19 protein-coding genes are annotated in these 18,337 nt (G+C 41.2%); 2 read left to right on the top strand and 17 right to left on the bottom strand.

The window, feature by feature from the left end; genetic code table 11:
* Positions 1-14 precede the first annotated feature (14 nt).
* From NMM19_RS03720 to NMM19_RS03680, 9 genes are all read right to left on the bottom strand, one after another.
* Entirely contained in the window at positions 15-1,682 is a 1,668-nt protein-coding gene (locus NMM19_RS03720) for a DAK2 domain-containing protein (RefSeq protein WP_006151349.1), read from the bottom strand.
* Positions 1,683-1,684: 2 nt separating this feature from the next.
* Entirely contained in the window at positions 1,685-2,050 is a 366-nt protein-coding gene (locus tag NMM19_RS03715; protein WP_000216443.1) for an Asp23/Gls24 family envelope stress response protein, read from the bottom strand.
* A gap of 152 nt (positions 2,051-2,202) precedes the next feature.
* Positions 2,203-2,391, bottom strand: coding sequence for a 50S ribosomal protein L28 (rpmB, locus tag NMM19_RS03710; protein ID WP_001140948.1), 189 nt, complete (start codon positions 2,389-2,391; stop codon positions 2,203-2,205).
* Positions 2,392-2,496: 105 nt separating this feature from the next.
* Positions 2,497-3,171 (bottom strand): hypothetical protein, encoded by a 675-nt coding sequence (locus tag NMM19_RS03705; RefSeq protein WP_178894470.1) that lies wholly within the window; start codon positions 3,169-3,171, stop codon positions 2,497-2,499.
* A 4-nt stretch (positions 3,172-3,175) separates the two neighbouring features.
* Positions 3,176-3,622, bottom strand: coding sequence for a LytTR family DNA-binding domain-containing protein (locus tag NMM19_RS03700; protein WP_016466337.1), 447 nt, complete (start codon positions 3,620-3,622; stop codon positions 3,176-3,178).
* Between the two features lie 118 nt (positions 3,623-3,740).
* Positions 3,741-4,244 (bottom strand): phosphatase PAP2 family protein, encoded by a 504-nt coding sequence (locus tag NMM19_RS03695; RefSeq protein WP_016466338.1) that lies wholly within the window; start codon positions 4,242-4,244, stop codon positions 3,741-3,743.
* A gap of 99 nt (positions 4,245-4,343) precedes the next feature.
* Entirely contained in the window at positions 4,344-6,104 is a 1,761-nt protein-coding gene (locus tag NMM19_RS03690; protein ID WP_254730021.1) for an ABC transporter ATP-binding protein, read from the bottom strand.
* Positions 6,094-7,863, bottom strand: a complete 1,770-nt coding sequence (locus NMM19_RS03685) for an ABC transporter ATP-binding protein (RefSeq protein ID WP_178894468.1) — start codon at positions 7,861-7,863, stop codon at positions 6,094-6,096. Before NMM19_RS03685 ends, NMM19_RS03690 begins: the two co-directional genes overlap by 11 nt.
* A complete protein-coding gene (locus tag NMM19_RS03680) occupies positions 7,847-8,308 on the bottom strand; it encodes a MarR family winged helix-turn-helix transcriptional regulator (protein WP_004250536.1) in 462 nt (153 codons plus the stop codon). The genes NMM19_RS03685 and NMM19_RS03680 overlap by 17 nt, the downstream gene beginning before the upstream one ends.
* 208 nt (positions 8,309-8,516) lie before the next feature.
* Here NMM19_RS03680 and NMM19_RS03675 point away from each other — a divergent pair, with 208 nt between their 5' ends.
* A complete protein-coding gene (locus tag NMM19_RS03675) occupies positions 8,517-9,200 on the top strand; it encodes a hypothetical protein (RefSeq protein ID WP_178894467.1) in 684 nt (227 codons plus the stop codon).
* Between the two features lie 45 nt (positions 9,201-9,245).
* Here NMM19_RS03675 and NMM19_RS03670 read toward each other — a convergent pair whose 3' ends face one another.
* A complete protein-coding gene (locus NMM19_RS03670; protein ID WP_006146163.1) occupies positions 9,246-9,962 on the bottom strand; it encodes a YebC/PmpR family DNA-binding transcriptional regulator in 717 nt (238 codons plus the stop codon).
* A gap of 96 nt (positions 9,963-10,058) precedes the next feature.
* Positions 10,059-11,429, bottom strand: a complete 1,371-nt coding sequence (locus NMM19_RS03665) for an MATE family efflux transporter (RefSeq protein WP_178894466.1) — start codon at positions 11,427-11,429, stop codon at positions 10,059-10,061.
* A 108-nt stretch (positions 11,430-11,537) separates the two neighbouring features.
* On the opposite strand from NMM19_RS03665, the gene NMM19_RS03660 reads away from it, so the two are divergent.
* On the top strand, positions 11,538-12,092 hold the full coding sequence (locus tag NMM19_RS03660; protein WP_178894465.1) for a GNAT family N-acetyltransferase: 555 nt from the start codon (positions 11,538-11,540) through the stop codon (positions 12,090-12,092).
* A 45-nt stretch (positions 12,093-12,137) separates the two neighbouring features.
* On the opposite strand, the gene recA is transcribed toward NMM19_RS03660, so the two are convergent.
* From recA to NMM19_RS03630, 6 genes are all read right to left on the bottom strand, one after another.
* Positions 12,138-13,286: a recombinase RecA gene (gene recA, locus NMM19_RS03655; RefSeq protein WP_178894464.1), complete on the bottom strand. Its 1,149-nt coding sequence runs from the start codon at positions 13,284-13,286 to the stop codon at positions 12,138-12,140.
* Between the two features lie 54 nt (positions 13,287-13,340).
* The gene (locus tag NMM19_RS03650) at positions 13,341-14,597 is read right to left on the bottom strand and encodes a competence/damage-inducible protein A (protein WP_178894463.1); all 1,257 of its coding nucleotides are present in this window, start codon (positions 14,595-14,597) and stop codon (positions 13,341-13,343) included.
* Between the two features lie 76 nt (positions 14,598-14,673).
* Positions 14,674-15,723 carry an LCP family protein gene (locus NMM19_RS03645; RefSeq protein WP_254730020.1) on the bottom strand — a complete coding sequence of 350 codons (1,050 nt, stop codon included), beginning with the start codon at positions 15,721-15,723 and terminating at the stop codon, positions 14,674-14,676.
* A 4-nt stretch (positions 15,724-15,727) separates the two neighbouring features.
* A complete protein-coding gene (locus NMM19_RS03640) occupies positions 15,728-16,249 on the bottom strand; it encodes a GNAT family N-acetyltransferase (protein WP_178894461.1) in 522 nt (173 codons plus the stop codon).
* Complete coding sequence (gene tsaE, locus NMM19_RS03635; RefSeq protein ID WP_178894460.1) at positions 16,239-16,682, bottom strand: tRNA (adenosine(37)-N6)-threonylcarbamoyltransferase complex ATPase subunit type 1 TsaE; 444 nt, start codon at positions 16,680-16,682, stop codon at positions 16,239-16,241. The genes NMM19_RS03640 and tsaE overlap by 11 nt, the downstream gene beginning before the upstream one ends.
* Before the next feature lie 88 nt (positions 16,683-16,770).
* On the bottom strand, positions 16,771-18,192 hold the full coding sequence (locus tag NMM19_RS03630) for an NCS2 family permease (RefSeq protein ID WP_178894459.1): 1,422 nt from the start codon (positions 18,190-18,192) through the stop codon (positions 16,771-16,773).
* Positions 18,193-18,337 lie beyond the last annotated feature (145 nt).

Below are 18,337 nucleotides of genomic sequence, written 5' to 3'. Positions count from 1 at the left end.
CTATTATTTAATCTTTATTCCACACTGAAAAGATATGGGTAAACTGGTTGTTGACCTTGGTGAATTTCTACTTCAACATCTTCGAATTCTTCTGCGATTTCTTGAGCAATTTCATTTGCCAATTCTTCACTTCCGTCTTCTCCGACATAGAAAGTTACGATTTCACTGTCTTCGTCCAACATATGTTTCAAAGTTTCAGTCAAGGTTTGGTGCATGTCAGGGTTTGATACGAGGATCTTACCATCTACCATACCAAGATTATCATTTTCATGGATTTCCAAACCATCGATAGTTGTATCACGAACGGCTGTTGTTACACTACCGCTGATGACATCGCCAAGAGCTGCAGTCATGCGTTCTTTATTTTCTTCGATTGATTTGCTTGGATCAAAGGCAAGAAGACTAGTCAATCCTTGAGGAATTGTACGAGCTTCTACCACAACAGCTGGTTGCTCTAAGACTTCAGTTGCTGATTGAGCTGCCATGAAGATATTTTTGTTATTTGGCAAGAAGATGATATTGCGAGCATTAACTTGCTCAACAGCCTTGACGAAGTCTTCTGTCGAAGGGTTCATAGTTTGTCCACCTTCGATGACATAATCCACACCTTGTGCACGGAAGATGTCTGCCAAGCCTTGTCCAGCTACTACTGCGATAAGGGCATATTCTTTTTCTTCAGCTGGCTTGCTAACTTGAGCTGCTTCTTTTTCTACTTGCGCTTCGTGTTGGTTACGCATGTTATCGACTTTAACCTTAACCAAGCTACCGTATTTAAGACCTTCTTGCAAGACAAGTCCTGGATCTTCTGTATGGACGTGAACTTTAACGATTTCATCGTCATTAACAACAAGTAGAGAATCCCCAAGATTGTTCAAGTAGTTACGGAATTCTTCGTAGTCAAAGTCTTTAGCATAAGTTGGGCCTTGTTTGAGGGCAACCATGATTTCAGTACAGTAACCAAAAGTAATGTCTTCTGTTGCCACATGTCCAGCTACAGACTTGTGGTGTTCAGCATTGATCATTTCACTCATGTTTGCGGGAGTAGCAACAAAGTCCTCAGAAGCGCTGTATTCACCAGTAAGAGCTGAAAGGAAACCTTCATAGATGAAGACCAAACCTTGACCACCTGAGTCCACAACTCCAACTTCCTTCAAGACTGGAAGCATTTCAGGAGTTTTAGCAAGAGCTGCTTTAGCTCCTTCTAAGGCCGCACGCATAACTTCAACTGCGTCATCTGTTTGCTCTGCTTTTTTCTTAGCCCCGATGGCAGCTCCACGTGATACAGTCAAGATAGTTCCTTCAACTGGCTTCATAACAGCCTTGTAGGCTACTTCTACACCAGATTGGAAGGCAAGGGCCAAATCTTGACCTGTAAGTTCATCTTTTTCCTTGATAGCTTGTGAGAATCCACGGAAAAGTTGAGAAGTGATAACTCCTGAGTTTCCACGCGCACCCATCAAAAGACCTTTAGCCAAGATACTTGCAGCCTCACCAACTGTTGAAGCTGGTTTGTCTGCGACTTCCTTAGCACCATTTTCGATAGTCATCCCCATGTTTGTTCCTGTATCTCCATCTGGAACTGGGAAGACGTTCAATGAATTGACATATTCGGCTTGCTTGTTCAAACGAGTTGAAGCAGCCTGTACCATTTCTTGAAATAAGCTTGTAGTAATATTTGACACGATTATTCTCCTACAACTTTGATATTTTGAATGTAGACATTCACAGTTTGCGCAGTGATTCCAAGTTGGTTCTCTAAACTAAAGCGAACGCGCTCTTGGATGTTTTTTGAAACTTCACTGATTTTTGTACCGTAGCTCAATACAGTATATACATCAACTGCAATGCTACCGTCTTCAGCTGCTTTAACGACTACACCTTTTGAATAATTTTCCTTACCAAGAAGGGCTTGGAAATTATCTTTGAGGGCATTTTTACTAGCCATACCGACTACACCAAAAATTTCAGTTGCTGCACCACCTACGACAGTAGCGATTACATCATCTGTCAGTTCGACTTGACCATCTTTTGTATTAATTTTTACAGTCATTTTTTTTACCTCAAATAGTTGATACTCTATTTTATCATATTTCAGCCCAACTGTAAAAGCAGAATGATGTATCATCGGATATTTGCTTGATTTTTCAAATGATTTCAGCTTTCGAGCAAAAGAAAAAGACCCTGTAGGTCTTTTCATGTTTATTAAACTCGTTCTACTTTTCCTGATTTCAAAGCACGAGCTGAAGCCCAAACTTTTTTAGGTTTACCATCGATAAGAACAGTAACTTTTTGAAGGTTTGGTTTTACGGCACGTTTAGTTTGGTTCATCGCGTGTGAACGGTTGTTTCCTGATACAGTCTTACGACCTGTAAAGTAACATACTTTAGCCATTGTGTTTTCCTCCTATTAGATCTAATATAGCGGATGTGCTAGCACCACATACCGTACTATGTTATCACACTTTCTCCATTTTGGCAAGGGAATTGGAAGACTTTTTTAATGAACATAGACAACTTCTAATTTTCCAAAAGCTACCTCTCCACGGATAATCAAGGTTTTACTTGTAGGAGCTACCGGAGCATCTGCCTTGGCTACTCCACAAGAAGTCTCCACCTTCAGATCCACTCTCCAGTGTTGGGGCACATAGATAACTGCATTCCCTAAATTGACTTCTACCTTCAAGGTTGCACTATCGCCTAACATCTCTGCATTGTCATAATAAATCTTGGCATTCCCACAGCTAACTTCAAACTGGTCTTCTACCAAATCTTGGTCCTGCTTGTAAAAGGTTCCACTACCAAAGGCTACTTCCTTTTCTGTAAGGATAGTCTTTTCACCGTCATACCACCATTTCTTTCCGCTCCATGTTTTGTTAGAATTAGTCAACAAACCAACTCCGAGAACGATTAGCACTCCAGCCCAGAACAGTGACTGATTGGGAATCGGTAAAATGTCATAAAAATGATTGGCAATCAATAGGGCCACTAGGGCTGTAAAAGAGGCTGAAGTGAGGTGGCGACGAAGGATTGCCTCAACTGATTGATAGGCAAAAAATCCAATACCAATCAAGGGCCAAATCTGCCCTCCAAATGAAGGGATTCCAAAATTCCCCTGTAACAATACTAAAGCTGCCAATACTAGCAACACAATACCAAATGCTTTCTTTTTCATCTTCTTACCTCATGTTTCTTAGATTTTCTTTTAGGAGGGATTGGTAATGCCGTGACACGTGCACCTCCTTGTGGGTCTGATAAAAGGAAATAGTGCCTGTCCCTGAGAAGGACTTGTCCACCGAGTAGACCTGCCGAAGATTGGCAATGGTCGACTTGGATACCCGACTGAAATAGCGAGGCAGGATGGACTCTAACTCATAAAGCTTGAGCCGAACCTCGTAGGCTTCTTTCTGGGTGTGGGCGTAAATCTTGCTACCTTCTGTCTCAAAAAAGAGAATTTCTGACAAGTCTAAGTAGTACTCACCCGTCCCCTTATAAAAGATCAACCTAGGAGCCTTGGTTTCTTGCAAGAGTCTTTGCAAATCAGCTATTTCATCTGTCAGGGCTGCAGCCTTGATGACAATCTCTGTCTCAGTTAATTCACTATCAATCTCGATTCGTAACTTCATCCTATCTCCTTTCTGCATCTACTATACCAAAGGCCAGAAGACTTTACAAGGGCAAAAAAGCAAGTGGTCACTTTTGACCCGTAAGTGGTTACGAGCCCAAGCCCACTTGCTTTGCTTTTTACAAAATAAAGAAGAGAATTCCCCAGAGGAGTCCACAGGCGTAGCCAACTAAAACATCCTTGGGATAATGAACACCCCCTAAAACTCGCACCAGACCGAGAAGAGCTGATAATACCAATAAAATCAAGCCCACAGGCAGATTTGTGTGCAGACAAGCCATGGAAATGATGGTGGCTGAAAAGACGTGGCGACTAGGCATTGAATTGCCAGAACTGTCCTTGTCCAGTAGCGGGATAATTTCCCAAGCTTCATAAGGACGGGGTTGATTGATCCACTTACGAACAAGCGTCAATAGGACAAAGCCAGAAGCCGGCACTAAGATATAAGTATAAAGGTCGTTCCCCAATCCCTTACTTATAAAACTTGTTCCCAGTAAGGTCAAGTATGCCAAGGGCATCAGAACTGTCATCATGCGATTAAAGACTCGCATCAATTGTAATCCTTGTGGATGTCGAAGAAGACTTGATTTCCTCTTGTCATACCACTCTTGATAGTTTTTCATATATTTTCTCGTTATTTTTAGATTTTACACAAGAAGCCTGTTAGCTTCTCCTACTCTAGTATAGTGTAGAAAAAGAAGGCCGTCAAGCCTTCTTTTAGTTTATTCTTCTACTTCATCTTCTGTAAATTGACTATTGTAGAGGTCAGCATAGAAACCACCCTGAGCCATAAGCTCCTCATGATTGCCTTGCTCGATGATATTTCCATCTTTCATGACAAGAATCAAATCAGCATTACGGATAGTTGACAAGCGATGGGCAATGACAAAGGACGTACGTCCCTCCATCAAACGGTCCATGGCTTTCTGAATCAACTCCTCTGTACGTGTGTCGACTGAAGATGTCGCTTCATCAAGAATCAAGAGCGGAGCATCTTTGAGAAGGGCACGAGCAATGGTTAAGAGCTGTTTCTGTCCGACTGACAAGGTCACTGTATCATCTAAAACAGTATCGTAGCCATCTGGTAGAGTCATGATAAAGTGGTGGATTCCGACTGCTTTTGCTGCTTCAATCATTCGTTCATCACTAATCCCTGTTTGGTTGTAGATGAGATTATCACGAATGGTTCCTTCAAAGAGCCAAGTATCCTGTAAAACCATTGAAAAGGCATCGTGCACTTCTGAACGTTTCATCTTCTTGGTATTCACACCATCAATGCGAATGCTTCCCTTATCAATCTCATAGAACTTCATCAAGAGATTAACAATGGTCGTCTTCCCAGCTCCGGTTGGTCCAACAATGGCAATCTTTTGCCCTGCATGAGCTGTCGCAGAAAAGTCATGAACGATGGTTCGCTCAGGTGTGTATCCAAAGGAAACTTGATCAAAGACTACTTCACCTTTCGTATCAGTCAATTGTGTTTCCTTATGAGATTCGTCTTCCATCTCAGCTTCACTTAGAAATTCAAAGACACGGGTCATAGCTGCACTGGCTTGTTGTAAGCTGGTAATCCCTTGGGCAATCTGTGATAAGGGTTGAGAGAAGGTACGAACATAAACCATAAAGGCTACGATAATCCCAATACTGATATGGCCTTCAAGAGCCAAGGCAGCACCGACGATAACAACCAATACATAACTAAAGTTTCCGACAAAGAACATAGCAGGCATCATGATGCCAGAAATAAACTGAGATTTCCAGATACTATCATGTAGATTTTGATTCAATCCTGCGAATGTTTCTTTAGTTGGTTCCACAGCATTATAGCTGGTCACAACATTGTGGCCAGAGTACATTTCTTCTACATAACCGTTTACGGCTGCTAGGTTGTTTTGCTGGGCTTTAAAGTAACCCTGTGACTTAGCCATAATCACTGAAACCGCAGCAAAACCTACAAGGGTTGAAACAACTGTTACCAATGCCAAAATCCAGTTCATGCCAAACATGGTAATCAAAACAGCGATTAGCAAGAAGCTAGCTGAGATAACGGTCCCTAGACTTTGGTTGAGTGACTGTGCTGCTGTATCAACGTCATTGGTTACACGTGAAAGAGTGTCCCCTTGAGAATGACGGTCAAAATAAGCAAGAGGCAAACGATTAATCTTTTCAGCGATAGCCGTCCGCAAGCGTTTTGAAAAATGTTGGATACTCGTTGAAAAAATATAGGCTTGTGTATAGTTGAGAATGGCACCAAGCACATACAAAATAGCTAAAAAGCTGGCGATACTTGACACAGCTACCAAATCGATTTCTGTAGCCAAGCCATCTGAAATCAAGTTGGTGATTTCCTTAATCTTAGTTGGTCCATAAACCGTGATGATGCTTGAACATACAGCCGCCACAACCGCAACTAGTAGAGGAAGTTGGAGACCTGCTAGAAAAGGTTTATATTGTTTCCAAAAGGACATCTTCTTATTTTCCATGTTCCAATTCCTCCTTCGATAGTTGTGAATAGGCAATTTCTTGGTAAACTTCGTTGGTCGCAAGAAGTTCCTTGTGGGTGCCTTGTCCCACGACTTTACCTTGATCCAATACTAAGATCAAGTCAGCATCCATAATTGTTGAAATACGTTGGGCAACGATTAACTTAGTCATAGATTGCGTTTTTTCAGCTAATTCTTGGCGCAAGATACGATCTGTCTTGTAGTCCAAGGCCGAGAATGAATCGTCAAAAATGAGAATTTCTGGCTTACGAGCCAAGGCACGCGCAATGGCCAAACGTTGTCTTTGACCTCCTGAGAAGTTAGTCCCACCTTGAGCCACTTCTGAATTTAGACCTGCTTCCTTATCCTCGATGAAGCTTTTAGACTGGGCCAACTCCAGAGCTTGCCACATAGCAGTCTCGCTTAGCGGAGTTTCTGGACTCTTACCAAAGTCGAGATTGCCCTTGACATCTCCAGAGAAAAGGACTGCTTTTTGTGGGATATAGCCGACTTTATTCCGCAAATCTTCCAAATCATAATCCTGCACATTGACACCGTCTACTAGGATTTCCCCATCAGATACATCATAAAAACGAGGCAAGAGGTTCACAAGCGTAGATTTACCAGAACCAGTTGAACCGATAAAGGCGACCGTTTGACCAGCTTCTGCCTTGAAGCTAACATGTTCCACAACTGCTTCTGAATTTTTAGAATAGCGGAAGGTTACATCACGGAATTCTACTTGACCTTGAATAGAGGAATCTGCCGTCTGTGGTTGACTAGGATTTTCAATAGAAGAATGCAAGTCTAGCACTTGATTGATACGTCCTGCAGAAACCAAGGTACGAGGAAGGACGATAAAGAGAGCACCCATAAGCAAGAAGCCCATCACGACCTGCATAGCATAAGACATGAAGACCACCATATCACTAAAGAGTGGTAGACGGTCTGTCAGGCTAGCATCATTGATGATATAGGCACCAATCCAGTAAATGGCTAGACTCAAACCGCTCGAAATCGCCATCATAATAGGATTCATAATAGCCATCAATCGATTGACAAAGAGATTGAGACGAGTGACTTCCTCATTGGCTGCTTCGAATTTTTCATCTTGATAATCTTCAGCATTGTAAGCACGAACCACTCGAATCCCTGTCAAACTTTCACGAGTGATACTATTGAGTTTATCTGTCAATTTCTGGATAACAGATTGTTTTGGAAAGGCTAGCGTCATGAGAACTGTTGTCATCAGAACATTGACGATAACAGCAACCACTACTGCCCAGAGCCAGTATTCAGATTTGCCAAGGATTTTTCCAATGGCCCAGATAGCCATGATTGGTCCACGAGTGACCACCTGGAGTCCCATGGTAAAAAGCATCTGAACCTGTGTGATATCATTAGTCGTCCGAGTCAAGAGACTTGGGATTGAAAAACGTTTGATCTCTGTCTGCGAGAAATCTAGAACACGATTAAAAATATCACTTCGTAAATGAGTTGTGTAAGACGCTGCAACGCGAGCGGCAAAAAATCCAACAGTAACGGATGAGAGAAAAGCAAGTAGAGACAAGCCTATCATCTTAATGGCTGGTGACCAAAGTGCGTCCAACTGCGTACCTGGAGTTCCAAGTAGTTCTGTAATTTCTGAAATGTAAGTCGGTACTTCTAACTCTAGATAGACCGAGAAACAGGTAAAGAGGACAGTCAAGAGAATCATTCCCCACTCTTTTCCTGTGATACGTTTAGCGAGTTTCTTCATTCTTACCTCCCATTTTATCTACATTAGCCTGTAGTAGACCCATGACTTCTTCAAAAACAGCTAGTTTTTCCTCAGAAATTCCATCAAGTAGACTACGGTCAATTCGATCAAAGAAAGACTTGATTGGCTTCATCTGAGAGCGTGATTTATCCGTCAATCGAACGTACTTGGCTCTCTTGTCATTTGGACTCACTTCCAATTCCACCAAACCATTTTGTACCATACGCTTCACTAGATTGCTGGCGACTGACTTGGTGATATTGAGTTCCTGCTCAATATCCTTGATTAACACCGCCTGTTCAGACTCCTCACGATAGTCTAAAAATCGTATAACTTGGCCCTGCGGTCCGCCCATAAATTCAATACCACAACGCTTGGCTTCCTGTTGCACCATAAGGTGAACCTGATGACCAAAACGTTTAAAAGCTAACATTGGCTTATCCATGATTGCTCCTTTTTACATATAAATAGTTCTCTAGAGAACCAATTGGTTTTCATGAGAACTATTTTATCACTTTCAAATAGGATGTCAAGAAAAAAGTTCCTATGAGAACTATTTTATTTAAAATTGACATTAGGGCTCATTTTATCTATAATAAACACTATCTTACACGGATAAGATTCCACCCTGACTAGAAATGAGAAAGCCACAAATGAAACAAAAAGAAGAGAAAATCTTAGGAATCATTGCTATCATCTTGGGAACCCTTGCACTTCTCGGATCCTGGTTGCCAATTATCAGCGTACTATCTTTTTTCTTTGCTATTATTGCAATAGGTCTAGGTGTTTTTGGTATCATCCTCAATCTCCAGAACCGTAAAATATTGGCGATTATTGGAACCGCCCTAGGCATTGGATACATTTTCCTTGTTTTGACAACGCAAGTACTCCCTTCTGGTGTTTTTACCGACCTGGCTAGAAATTTTCGTCACCCATACAGAAGTTTAACCTCTTTAACAGAGGATGACGATTTCGGAACGCTACCAGATAATAGCACAGATGAGGATAATGATGAGGAAAATACGGAAGATACCGATTCCTTCACTTGGACCAAGGAACAATTCGATGCTTTGATAGAAGGTGATACTGCAAACAGAGGAAAAGGTGGTTCCAACTACAAAGATATTATCAGCAAGCATGGCCAGCCGGATTCTGAAATTGAATCCGCTTCAGGCGACTATGAGATTAAAAAAATCTCCTATGTCTCACTCGGTTCTAATACTAAAACCGTTGTACTGACTTTCGTAAAACAGGAAAATGGTCAGTTTCTTCTCATCCGTAAATTTGCCCTAGGATTAGACAGAACAGAGCAAACTGATGATGGAGTAAGAGTCTAAGATAACTAAAAAGCGAACAGACTTAATAGTCTGCTCGCTTTTTTATTAGAATCCATCTACGTTTGTGTAGATTTTTTGTACGTCTTCGTCGTCTTCAAGAACGCTGTATAGTTTTTCAAATGTTTCCAAATCTTCACCTGACAACTCAACTTCTGATTGAGGAATCATTTCCAATTCAGTTACTTGGAATTCTTCAATACCAGATTCACGCAAAGCAACGATAGCCTTGTGTAGGTCAGTTGGAGCTGTGTATACAGTGATTGTTCCTTCTTCTGCTTCTACATCGTCTACATCAACATCTGCTTCAAGCAAAAGCTCAAAGATAGCATCAGCATCATCACCAGCAAAGACGATAACACCTTTGTTGTCAAAGAGGTAAGATACAGAACCTGAAGCTCCCATGTTTCCACCGTTTTTACCAAAAGCAGCACGGACATTAGCAGCTGTACGGTTAACGTTTGAAGTCAAGGTATCAACGATCAACATTGAACCATTTGGCCCAAATCCTTCGTAACGCCCTTCTGTAAAGGTTTCGTCTGTATTTCCTTTCGCTTTATCGATAGCCTTATCAATGACGTGTTTTGGCACTTGCGCTTGTTTAGCACGATCGATAACGAATTTCAAAGCAGTGTTTAATTCTGGATCTGGTTCACCTTTTTTAGCTGCTACATAGATTTCTACACCAAATTTTGCATATACTTTAGAGTTAGCTCCATCTTTAGCCGTTTTCTTGGCTACGATATTGGCCCATTTACGTCCCATTAGGAATCTCCTTTTTTCACATTTTAATCTTTCTTATTATAACACAAGTCTAGCTGATTTTCACTAGAGGAAATGGATTTTCTTTTGTAAACCAGGCTAAGATTTTCCACCGACTGCCACGATTTTCTTACCTTCTTTTATCCAAGGGTGTTGAGAGAGGGAGAAGTAAAGTTGAACGGTCATAACAACCCAGAGTAGCGGTTCACATAGGATAACTCCAGTATAACCTGTCCAAGGGATGATCCAAGCCACGAAAATAATTTTCCCAAACAACTCGATAAAGCTAGATACGAGGGGCAAGAGTTTTTGCCCTAACCCCTGCAAGCTATTTCTATAGATCAATAACAGGCTTAAAAATGGATAGAACACCGAACTAATACGCAGGTATAAAGTCCCGTTTTCAATCAGGTAGCCGTCTGTCGAACTTGCCAGGAAAGAAACTAGGCTAGGACTTGCAAAAAATAGGAAAACACAGGCAAAGGTTGCCCAAGACATACTCAAATAACTCCCTATACGAAGTCCTTGGACGATACGTTCGGGACGTTTTGCCCCAAAGTTTTGAGAGATAAAAGTTGTCATGGAAGCTGAAATAGCCGTCATCGGCAATAAGGCAAAGGCCATGATTCTACGTGCTGCCGTTTGGGCGCTGATAATAACTGCTCCAAAACTATTGACAGAGGATTGCAAAATGACGCTTCCGATAGAGACGATTGAACCCATCAAGCCCATAGCTAACCCTTGCTCCAAAAGGTCAACATAGAGAGCCTTATTCCATTTGAAATGTTTGAGACCTGGAAGAAGCTCTGGAACACTCTTGCGAATATAGAAATAACAGAGAATAGCGGACAAACCTTGCGAGATGATGGTTGCGAGACCTGCAGACTGAACCCCCAACTGCAATTGTGTAATAAAATATAAATCCAGAATGACATTTATAATGGCTGAAAAGATAAGAAAAGCTAGTGCTGCAAGGCTGTCACCAATCGATCGTAGTAATCCTGCAAAGAGATTGTAAGCAAAGCTAACTCCCACACAGCTAACAATCATGGAAATATATTCATAAGATTGGGGGAGAATTTCTGCAGGTGTTTCGAGATATTGTAAGAGCGGATAAAGGCCGAAGAAACCCATCAGCATGACAAGACCACTCAGGATGGCACCCAAAATCCAAGTTGCTGCAACAGCTTCTTTAATCTTAGCAAAATTACGAGCACCGTAAAGACGGGCAATAACAACTCCCATCCCATTTCCAACTCCAAGGGCAAATCCAATAATCAAATCAAAAATGGCTGTCGTAGCTCCGACTGCCGCCAAGGAATTCTGTCCTAAAAAACGCCCAACAATCAAAATATCAGCTGTATTGTAGAGTTGCTGAAAGATGTTGGACAATAGAATCGGTAAAGCAAAACTAATCAGTGAAGGAAGGATAGGACCATGAATTAGGTCCACCGTTGATTTTTTATTCATATGGCTATTATATCAGCTTTCAAGTTGAGGAACAAGGGAGTTTCCTTAAGAAAGCGTTGCCTATATGTAAACAATCTGGTATAATCGTGACAGAAAAGGAGGGTATGTATGAGCTTAACAAGTCAGTTAATTACAGATGTATTCCCAGACCTTGAGAAAGTGGAACAATTAAACAAGGAAGCCTTCCCTGAAGAAGAACGCGTCTCTTTGGAGGAATTTTTAAGTTACCAGGATAGAGATGACGCCCACTTTTTCGCCTTTTATAACGAAGAAGAATTTGTCGGCTTTGCTTTTGCTATCGCTAACCAAAAAGCATTCTACATCAGCTTTTTTGCCATTATGCCCCATCTCCGCAGTCATGGCTACGGGAGAGAAATCATTGAAAAACTCATTGATTTTTACCAGCGTACCATGATTCTTGAAGTGGAGCGATTAGACGAAGACTGTGACAATCTCGAACAAAGAAAATCCCGCATGGACTTTTACTTACAAAATGGCTTTAAAACTGCCAACGCCTTCTTGGAATACGAGGGAATGAGTTTTGAAATTCTCTATCGTGGCGACCACTTTGATGAAGAGGCCTATCGGAACATCTTTCAAAAATTGCAAGAAGAGAATTACTTCGACTTTCGTATCAAACATCGACGTTTTAGCGAACATTAGTCAACACGAAACAAAAAAGTAGCAGTTCTCTGCTACTTTTTCTTTTTATTCTTCAATTTCGATTTCAAGAGCATCGCCTAAATCAAGAGTCACTTCTTGGTTAGAACTTGTTTCTGCTGCTGAACTTGCTTTAGAGCCTTCTTCCTCTTCAATCAAACCATATTGTACACGAACTTGGTGGTCAATCTCATCAAAGATTTCTGGATGATCTGCCAAGTATTTCTTCGCATTCTCAGATCCTTGTCCAATTTTTTCACCCTTGTATGAGTACCAAGCACCTGCTTTTTGAATGATATCCAAATCACTAGCAATCTTCAAGAGTTCACCAGTTCTAGAAATACCTTCTCCGTACATGATTTCAACAAGAGCTTCTTTGAACGGTGGAGCAACCTTGTTTTTCACAACTTTAATCTTAGTTTCTTTACCGACGTTAGTGTCTTTTTGGTCACCAGTTCCCTTGATTTGTGTGCTTCCACGAACATCCAAACGGACAGAAGCATAGAATTTAAGGGCACGTCCACCAGGAGTTGTTTCTGGATTACCAAACATAACCCCTACTTTTTCACGCAATTGGTTGATGAAAATAGCAATTGTCTTTGTTTTATTGATAGAAGCTCCGAGCTTACGCATAGCCTGACTCATCATACGAGCTTGAAGACCAACGTGGCTATCTCCGATATCTCCATCGATTTCTGCACGAGGTACAAGAGCTGCAACAGAGTCGATAACCACAAGGTCAACCGCACCTGAATCAATCAATTTTCCTGCAATTTCAAGACCTTGCTCACCTGAGTCTGGTTGTGACAAGAGCAATTCATCAATGTTAACACCAAGAGCTGCTGCATAGGCTGGATCAAGCGCGTGTTCCGCATCGATAAAGGCTGCAATTCCGCCTTCTTTTTGTGCTTGTGCTACAGCGTGAAGGGCTACTGTTGTCTTACCTGATGATTCTGGACCGTAGATTTCAATGATACGTCCCTTTGGATAACCACCTGAACCAAGTGCAATATCAAGTGCCAATGAACCTGAACTCATCACTTGCACTTTTTGCTCTGCGCGTTCACCCAAGCGCATGATTGAACCCTTACCGAAGTCTTTTTCAATCAATTTAAGCGCATCATTCAAAGCTTTTTCACGATCAGCTCCAAATTTTTTCCCAATTTCATCTAATTTTTTTGTTGGTTTTTTCGCCATTTTGTTCTCCTATATTTTAATGATTCTAAGAACCTTCTTCTATTATATCAAAAGTCAGTCACTTAATAAAGCTTTGCGAACTAAGTTAAAAGCATGCATGACTGCAATTTTACGAACATCTGCTCGACTTCTTCCAGCTATATTGACCTGAACAACTTCAGTGCCTGATGCTTGAGACAAACCGATAAAAACTGTACCTGCAGGATGCCCTTCTAGACTATCCGGACCAGCCACACCTGTCAAGCTAACTCCAAAGTCCGACTGGGTTTTAAGCCGTGATTGCTCTGCCATTTTTTCCGCTGTATACGCTGACACGACTCCATGTTCTTCCAACTCTTCTCGAGGGATGTCTAATATCTTAGCTTTTTCTTCTAGACTATATGTGACAAAACCACCTTTGAAGATAGCTGACACTCCCGAAAAGTCTGCAAGAGTTGCTTGAAAAAGCCCTGCTGTCAAACTTTCCACAGCCGTTATGGTTTTATGCTGCTTTTTCAACTCCTCAACAACTACACTAGCTAGACTCGTTTCCTCACCATAACCATAGCAAATATCCTTTAAAGCAACACCTTCAAAAGTCTGGCGGGCAAGAATTTGAACCTCAAGACGATCCAAAGATTTTCTTGCTTCTTCTTGACTAGTAGCCTTGGTAGACAAACGCAGAGTCACTTCTCCCGTTTTTGCATAAGGGGCCAAGGTTGGATCTGTCTGCTCTTCAATCAAATCCGATAGAATCGTTACTAGCTGGCTCTCCCCAATGCCAAAGAAACGAAGCACACGTGAGTACAACTTAGCTCCAGTTGTCAATCTTGGCAACAGTTCATTTAAAACCATGGGTTTCAGTTCACTTGGCGGCCCTGGTAGGACGACATAGGTCACGCCAGCTACCTCAATCATGCCTCCGACTGCTAGTCCTGTTTCATTAGGTAGCGGGATCGAACCCTCAACGATTTGAGCTTGGCGTTCATTATTTGGAGTTCGGGCATAGTCCGGTCGATGAGCAAAAAACTCATCTAGCTTAGCCTGTGCTTGAGCATCAAAAGTTAAATCACGCCCTAGAAAATGGGCCAAGGTTTGTTTGGTCAAATCATCCTCTGTCGGTCCCAATCCTCCTGTTAGGATAACCAGATTGCTACGATTCTTAGCAATCTCCAACAAGGATAAGAGACGAGCCTCATTATCACCTACAGCCGTTTGGAAGTAGACATCAACACCGATTTCAGCCAACTTTTCAGATAAAAACTGAGCATTGGTATTGACAATTTGACCTGTTAGAATCTCTGTTCCAACAGCTATGATTTCCGCTTTCATTTTTTCCTCCTACCTATCTATTCGGATTTCTTTGAAAAAATCGCAGGAAAATTCCTACGATTTTAGTATTCATTTCTTATTGTTCTGGTTGTATTTGTTGCTCTTGATTTACAACGGAACCAGCCGTTTGTGGCAAATGACCATAAATATTTTCATACAAGACTACATTTGTCTCCAATTCGGTAACTTCTGGTTTGCCCAATGAACGACGTAAGAGATTTTGCATTTCTAACATATGCTCAGATGTCACGATTTGGTAAGATGTCCCATCAATCATTGCATCCTCTCCACGCAATTGCTGAGACTCAATATTCTTAAAGGAATCTTGGTAGCCCATCAACTGAGGAATCGTTGTTGTCGTAATCTCGATATTTGTCTGCATGTTATCGCTAAGAGCCTTCAAAATTTCTTGGTAGTGGCTGACACTATTCAAACTAAGAATTTTTTCAACAATCTTTTGGATGACTTCGCGCTGACGTTTTTGACGACCATAGTCTCCTTCCGGATCCTGATAACGCATACGTGAATAAACAAGGGCTTCTTCACCATTTAGCTTCTGTTCACCAACACCGATAGAAATCGTATTAAAAGCCTCCTGGTCTTGAATAGAGATTGGGAAACCTAGAGTGTTGTTCACTGTAATTCCACCTACTGCATCAACCATTCTTTGAAGTCCATGCATATTGACCATCACATAACGGTCAATATGGATATTCATCATTTTTTGAATCGTTGAAATAGACAACTCTGCTCCACCATTGGCATAGGCAGCATTGAGTTTAGCCTCCGTTACACTACCATCCGGCTGCTTGATTTGTGTGAGAATATCACGCTCCAAACTCATCATGACTGTCTTCTTGGTTTTAGGATTCACTGTCACCAAGATCATTGAATCACTATTACCTTCCCATGGGTCTGTACGCTCAACATTCCCCGTATCCACTCCCATAAGCAAAATCGTCAGAGGTTCGGTCGCTTCAATGACCTTGGTTTCTTCTCCGATTTTTTTATAGGTTTTGGCCAAAGTCTGTGTACTCTGTTGGTAGATCGTATAGGCATAAGCTCCCACACCAAGTACTGTCACAAGAACAAAGCCTAAAAACATTCCGATTATCTTTTTTGCCATACTTTTATTCATCTATCAGTTGACCCATTAGGTAAACATCTAGAAACTCTCCTCCTTCTATACAAGCACCACGTTCCTGTAATCCTTCTATGTTAAAACCCATTTTTTCATACAGATGCACCGCAGCAAGATTTCTTTTTTGAACTGTCAATTGTAAACGTCGAATACTACCGCTTGATTTGGCCCATTCAATAGTTTCTTCCATCAAGATACTACCGAGACCATTTCCCCAGTAAGATTTTTTTATTCCTAAAAAGACATCTCCAATATGACGGACTCGCGGACGTTGATCAGCTGTTGTATTGATGATTCCTACTAACTCATCATTCAAAAAAGCGAGTAGGGTAATTTGATTATCCGACTGGGCCTGCTTATCCAAAAAATGTTGCATTTCAGACTCACTCATTGTAATCCCATTTTCATCCAGACTGGTAAAACTGGACTCTTGACCAATTTGATCTAAGAGAGCAATGACCGCTGAAGCATCCTGGGCTTCCGCTTCACGGATTAAAAGATCATACTCCATCCGTCAATCCTTTCAAAAGTTCTGTCGCTCTTTGGCCATGAGCATGAAAGATGATTTCTCGTCCCTCATCTCTTTTAAGGATTTCTAACTCCAGATAATCTGATGGAAGATTTTCCCCCAATAGATGTCCCCACTCAATAACCGTTACACCTGAACCAAAAAGAAATTCATCCAAGTCGATAGAATCTGCATCTCCTTCGATACGATAAACATCCAAGTGATACAAGGGTAGACGTCCTTCATATTCTCGAACAATAGTATAAGTAGGACTTTTAATCATTTGATGAATGCCTAGGCCTCTAGCCAGGCCTTTGGTTAGCGTTGTTTTACCAGCACCTAATTCACCGGTCAAAATCAATACATCATTTTCCTCTAGTAAAGAGCCTAGCTCTTGTCCAAGAGCAATGAGTTCATCTTCATTTTTTGTGTACATGTAAATATTATACCAAAAAGTTTTCTTTTGCGACATTTCTAGTAATAAAAAAGGAGGAGATTCCTCCTTCTTTTTTTAGTGTTTATCATTAGTTAAGAGCCATGCTGATATAGTTCAAGATAAACAAGGCATCCAAAATCCAAATCATGACATGCACATCTTTAACTTGGCCTTTGACAACCTTTGTCAAAGTATAAGTCAAGAAACCAACTGCAATCCCTTGAGTGATTGAGTAACTGAATCCCATAAAGATAGAGGTGAAGAAGGCAGGAACTGCTTCTGACATATCATCCCAAGGAATATTTTTCAAGTTAGAGAGCATCATAATTCCGACGATAATCAAAATTGGTGCTGTCGCAGCTGAAGGAACAATGGCAAGAAGTGGGCTAAAGAAGCTTGATAGGGCAAAACAGATAGCAACAACTAAGGCTGTCAATCCAGTACGTCCTCCAGCACCGATACCTGCTGCTGACTCAACATAAGTTGTAACGTTTGAAGTACCTGCAATGGCACCTACTGATGTTGCCACCAAGTCAGAGTAAAGAGCTTTATCCAATTTAACTGACTCATGGTTTTCACCACTTGTCGCAACGATACCAACTTTTTCACCAGTACCAATAAGAGTACCGATAGTATCAAAAATATCTGTCAATGAGAAGGCAAGAATAGCCATCAAAGTTTCTGGCAAACGAGAAGTATTTGAAATCAAAGATCCTAAACCTTCTGAACCAAGAGCAGCACCAAACAAAGTACCTAAGTCGTTAACTGCTGATGAAAGATTGTTGCTAGCGAAGTCAATCCCTGACACATTAACAAGACCAACCGCAATGGCAAGAACAGTCGTTGTTAAAATAGAAAGGATAATCCCACCTTTGATACCTTTAACAACAAAGAAGATAGTAATAGCAAGGCCTGCAAGAGCTACCAAAACTGCTGTAGTATTGAAATCTACCAATCCTGGAACAGCTGCTGAATTCGCAGTAATCGCCGCTTGAGCCTTATCTGCTCCTTCACCTGCTACAGTATATGTACCTGGGTCAATTGAGAATTTCAAAAGACCAGCATTCTTAATACCAACGTAAGCGAGGAAAACACCAATACCAGCTGAAATTGCTGAGCGAAGTGTTGTAGGAATAGACTCAATGATCATTTTACGAACATTGGTCAATGTAATAATTAGTGAAATAACTCCACAGATGAAGACCATCCCAAGGGCTTCCTGCCATTTATAACCCATCCCAAATACGACGGTAAATGTAAAGAAGGCGTTTAGTCCCATACCTGGGGCTTGTGCATATGGCAAGTTAGCATAGAAAGCCATCATCAAAGTTCCCACAACAGAACCGATGATTGTTGCCAAGAATACACCTTGAACAGGCATTCCTGTTTGTGAAAGCATTTGAGGGTTTACAAAGAGAATATAACTCATTGCAAAGAAAGTTGTTAAACCAGCAAGAACCTCTGTACGGACGTCTGTCCCGTGCTCTTTTAGTTTAAATAGTTTGTCCATTTTTAATCTCCTTTGTCATTTTACGAACAATATGTCTATTATATCATCAATCATTCACATTTTCAAGCTGTTTTTCCTATTTTTAAAAATTCTTAGAGGATATTATTCTTATTATTTTTGCTTATAGTCAGCTTTTCTTTCAGCT

Source organism: Streptococcus sp. CF8_St5-17, assembly GCF_024295665.1.
In the GTDB taxonomy this organism is placed as follows: Bacteria; Bacillota; Bacilli; order Lactobacillales; family Streptococcaceae; genus Streptococcus.
The sequence above is the reverse complement of the archived record's forward strand: the minus strand, read 5'-3'. Positions and strand labels throughout refer to the sequence as shown.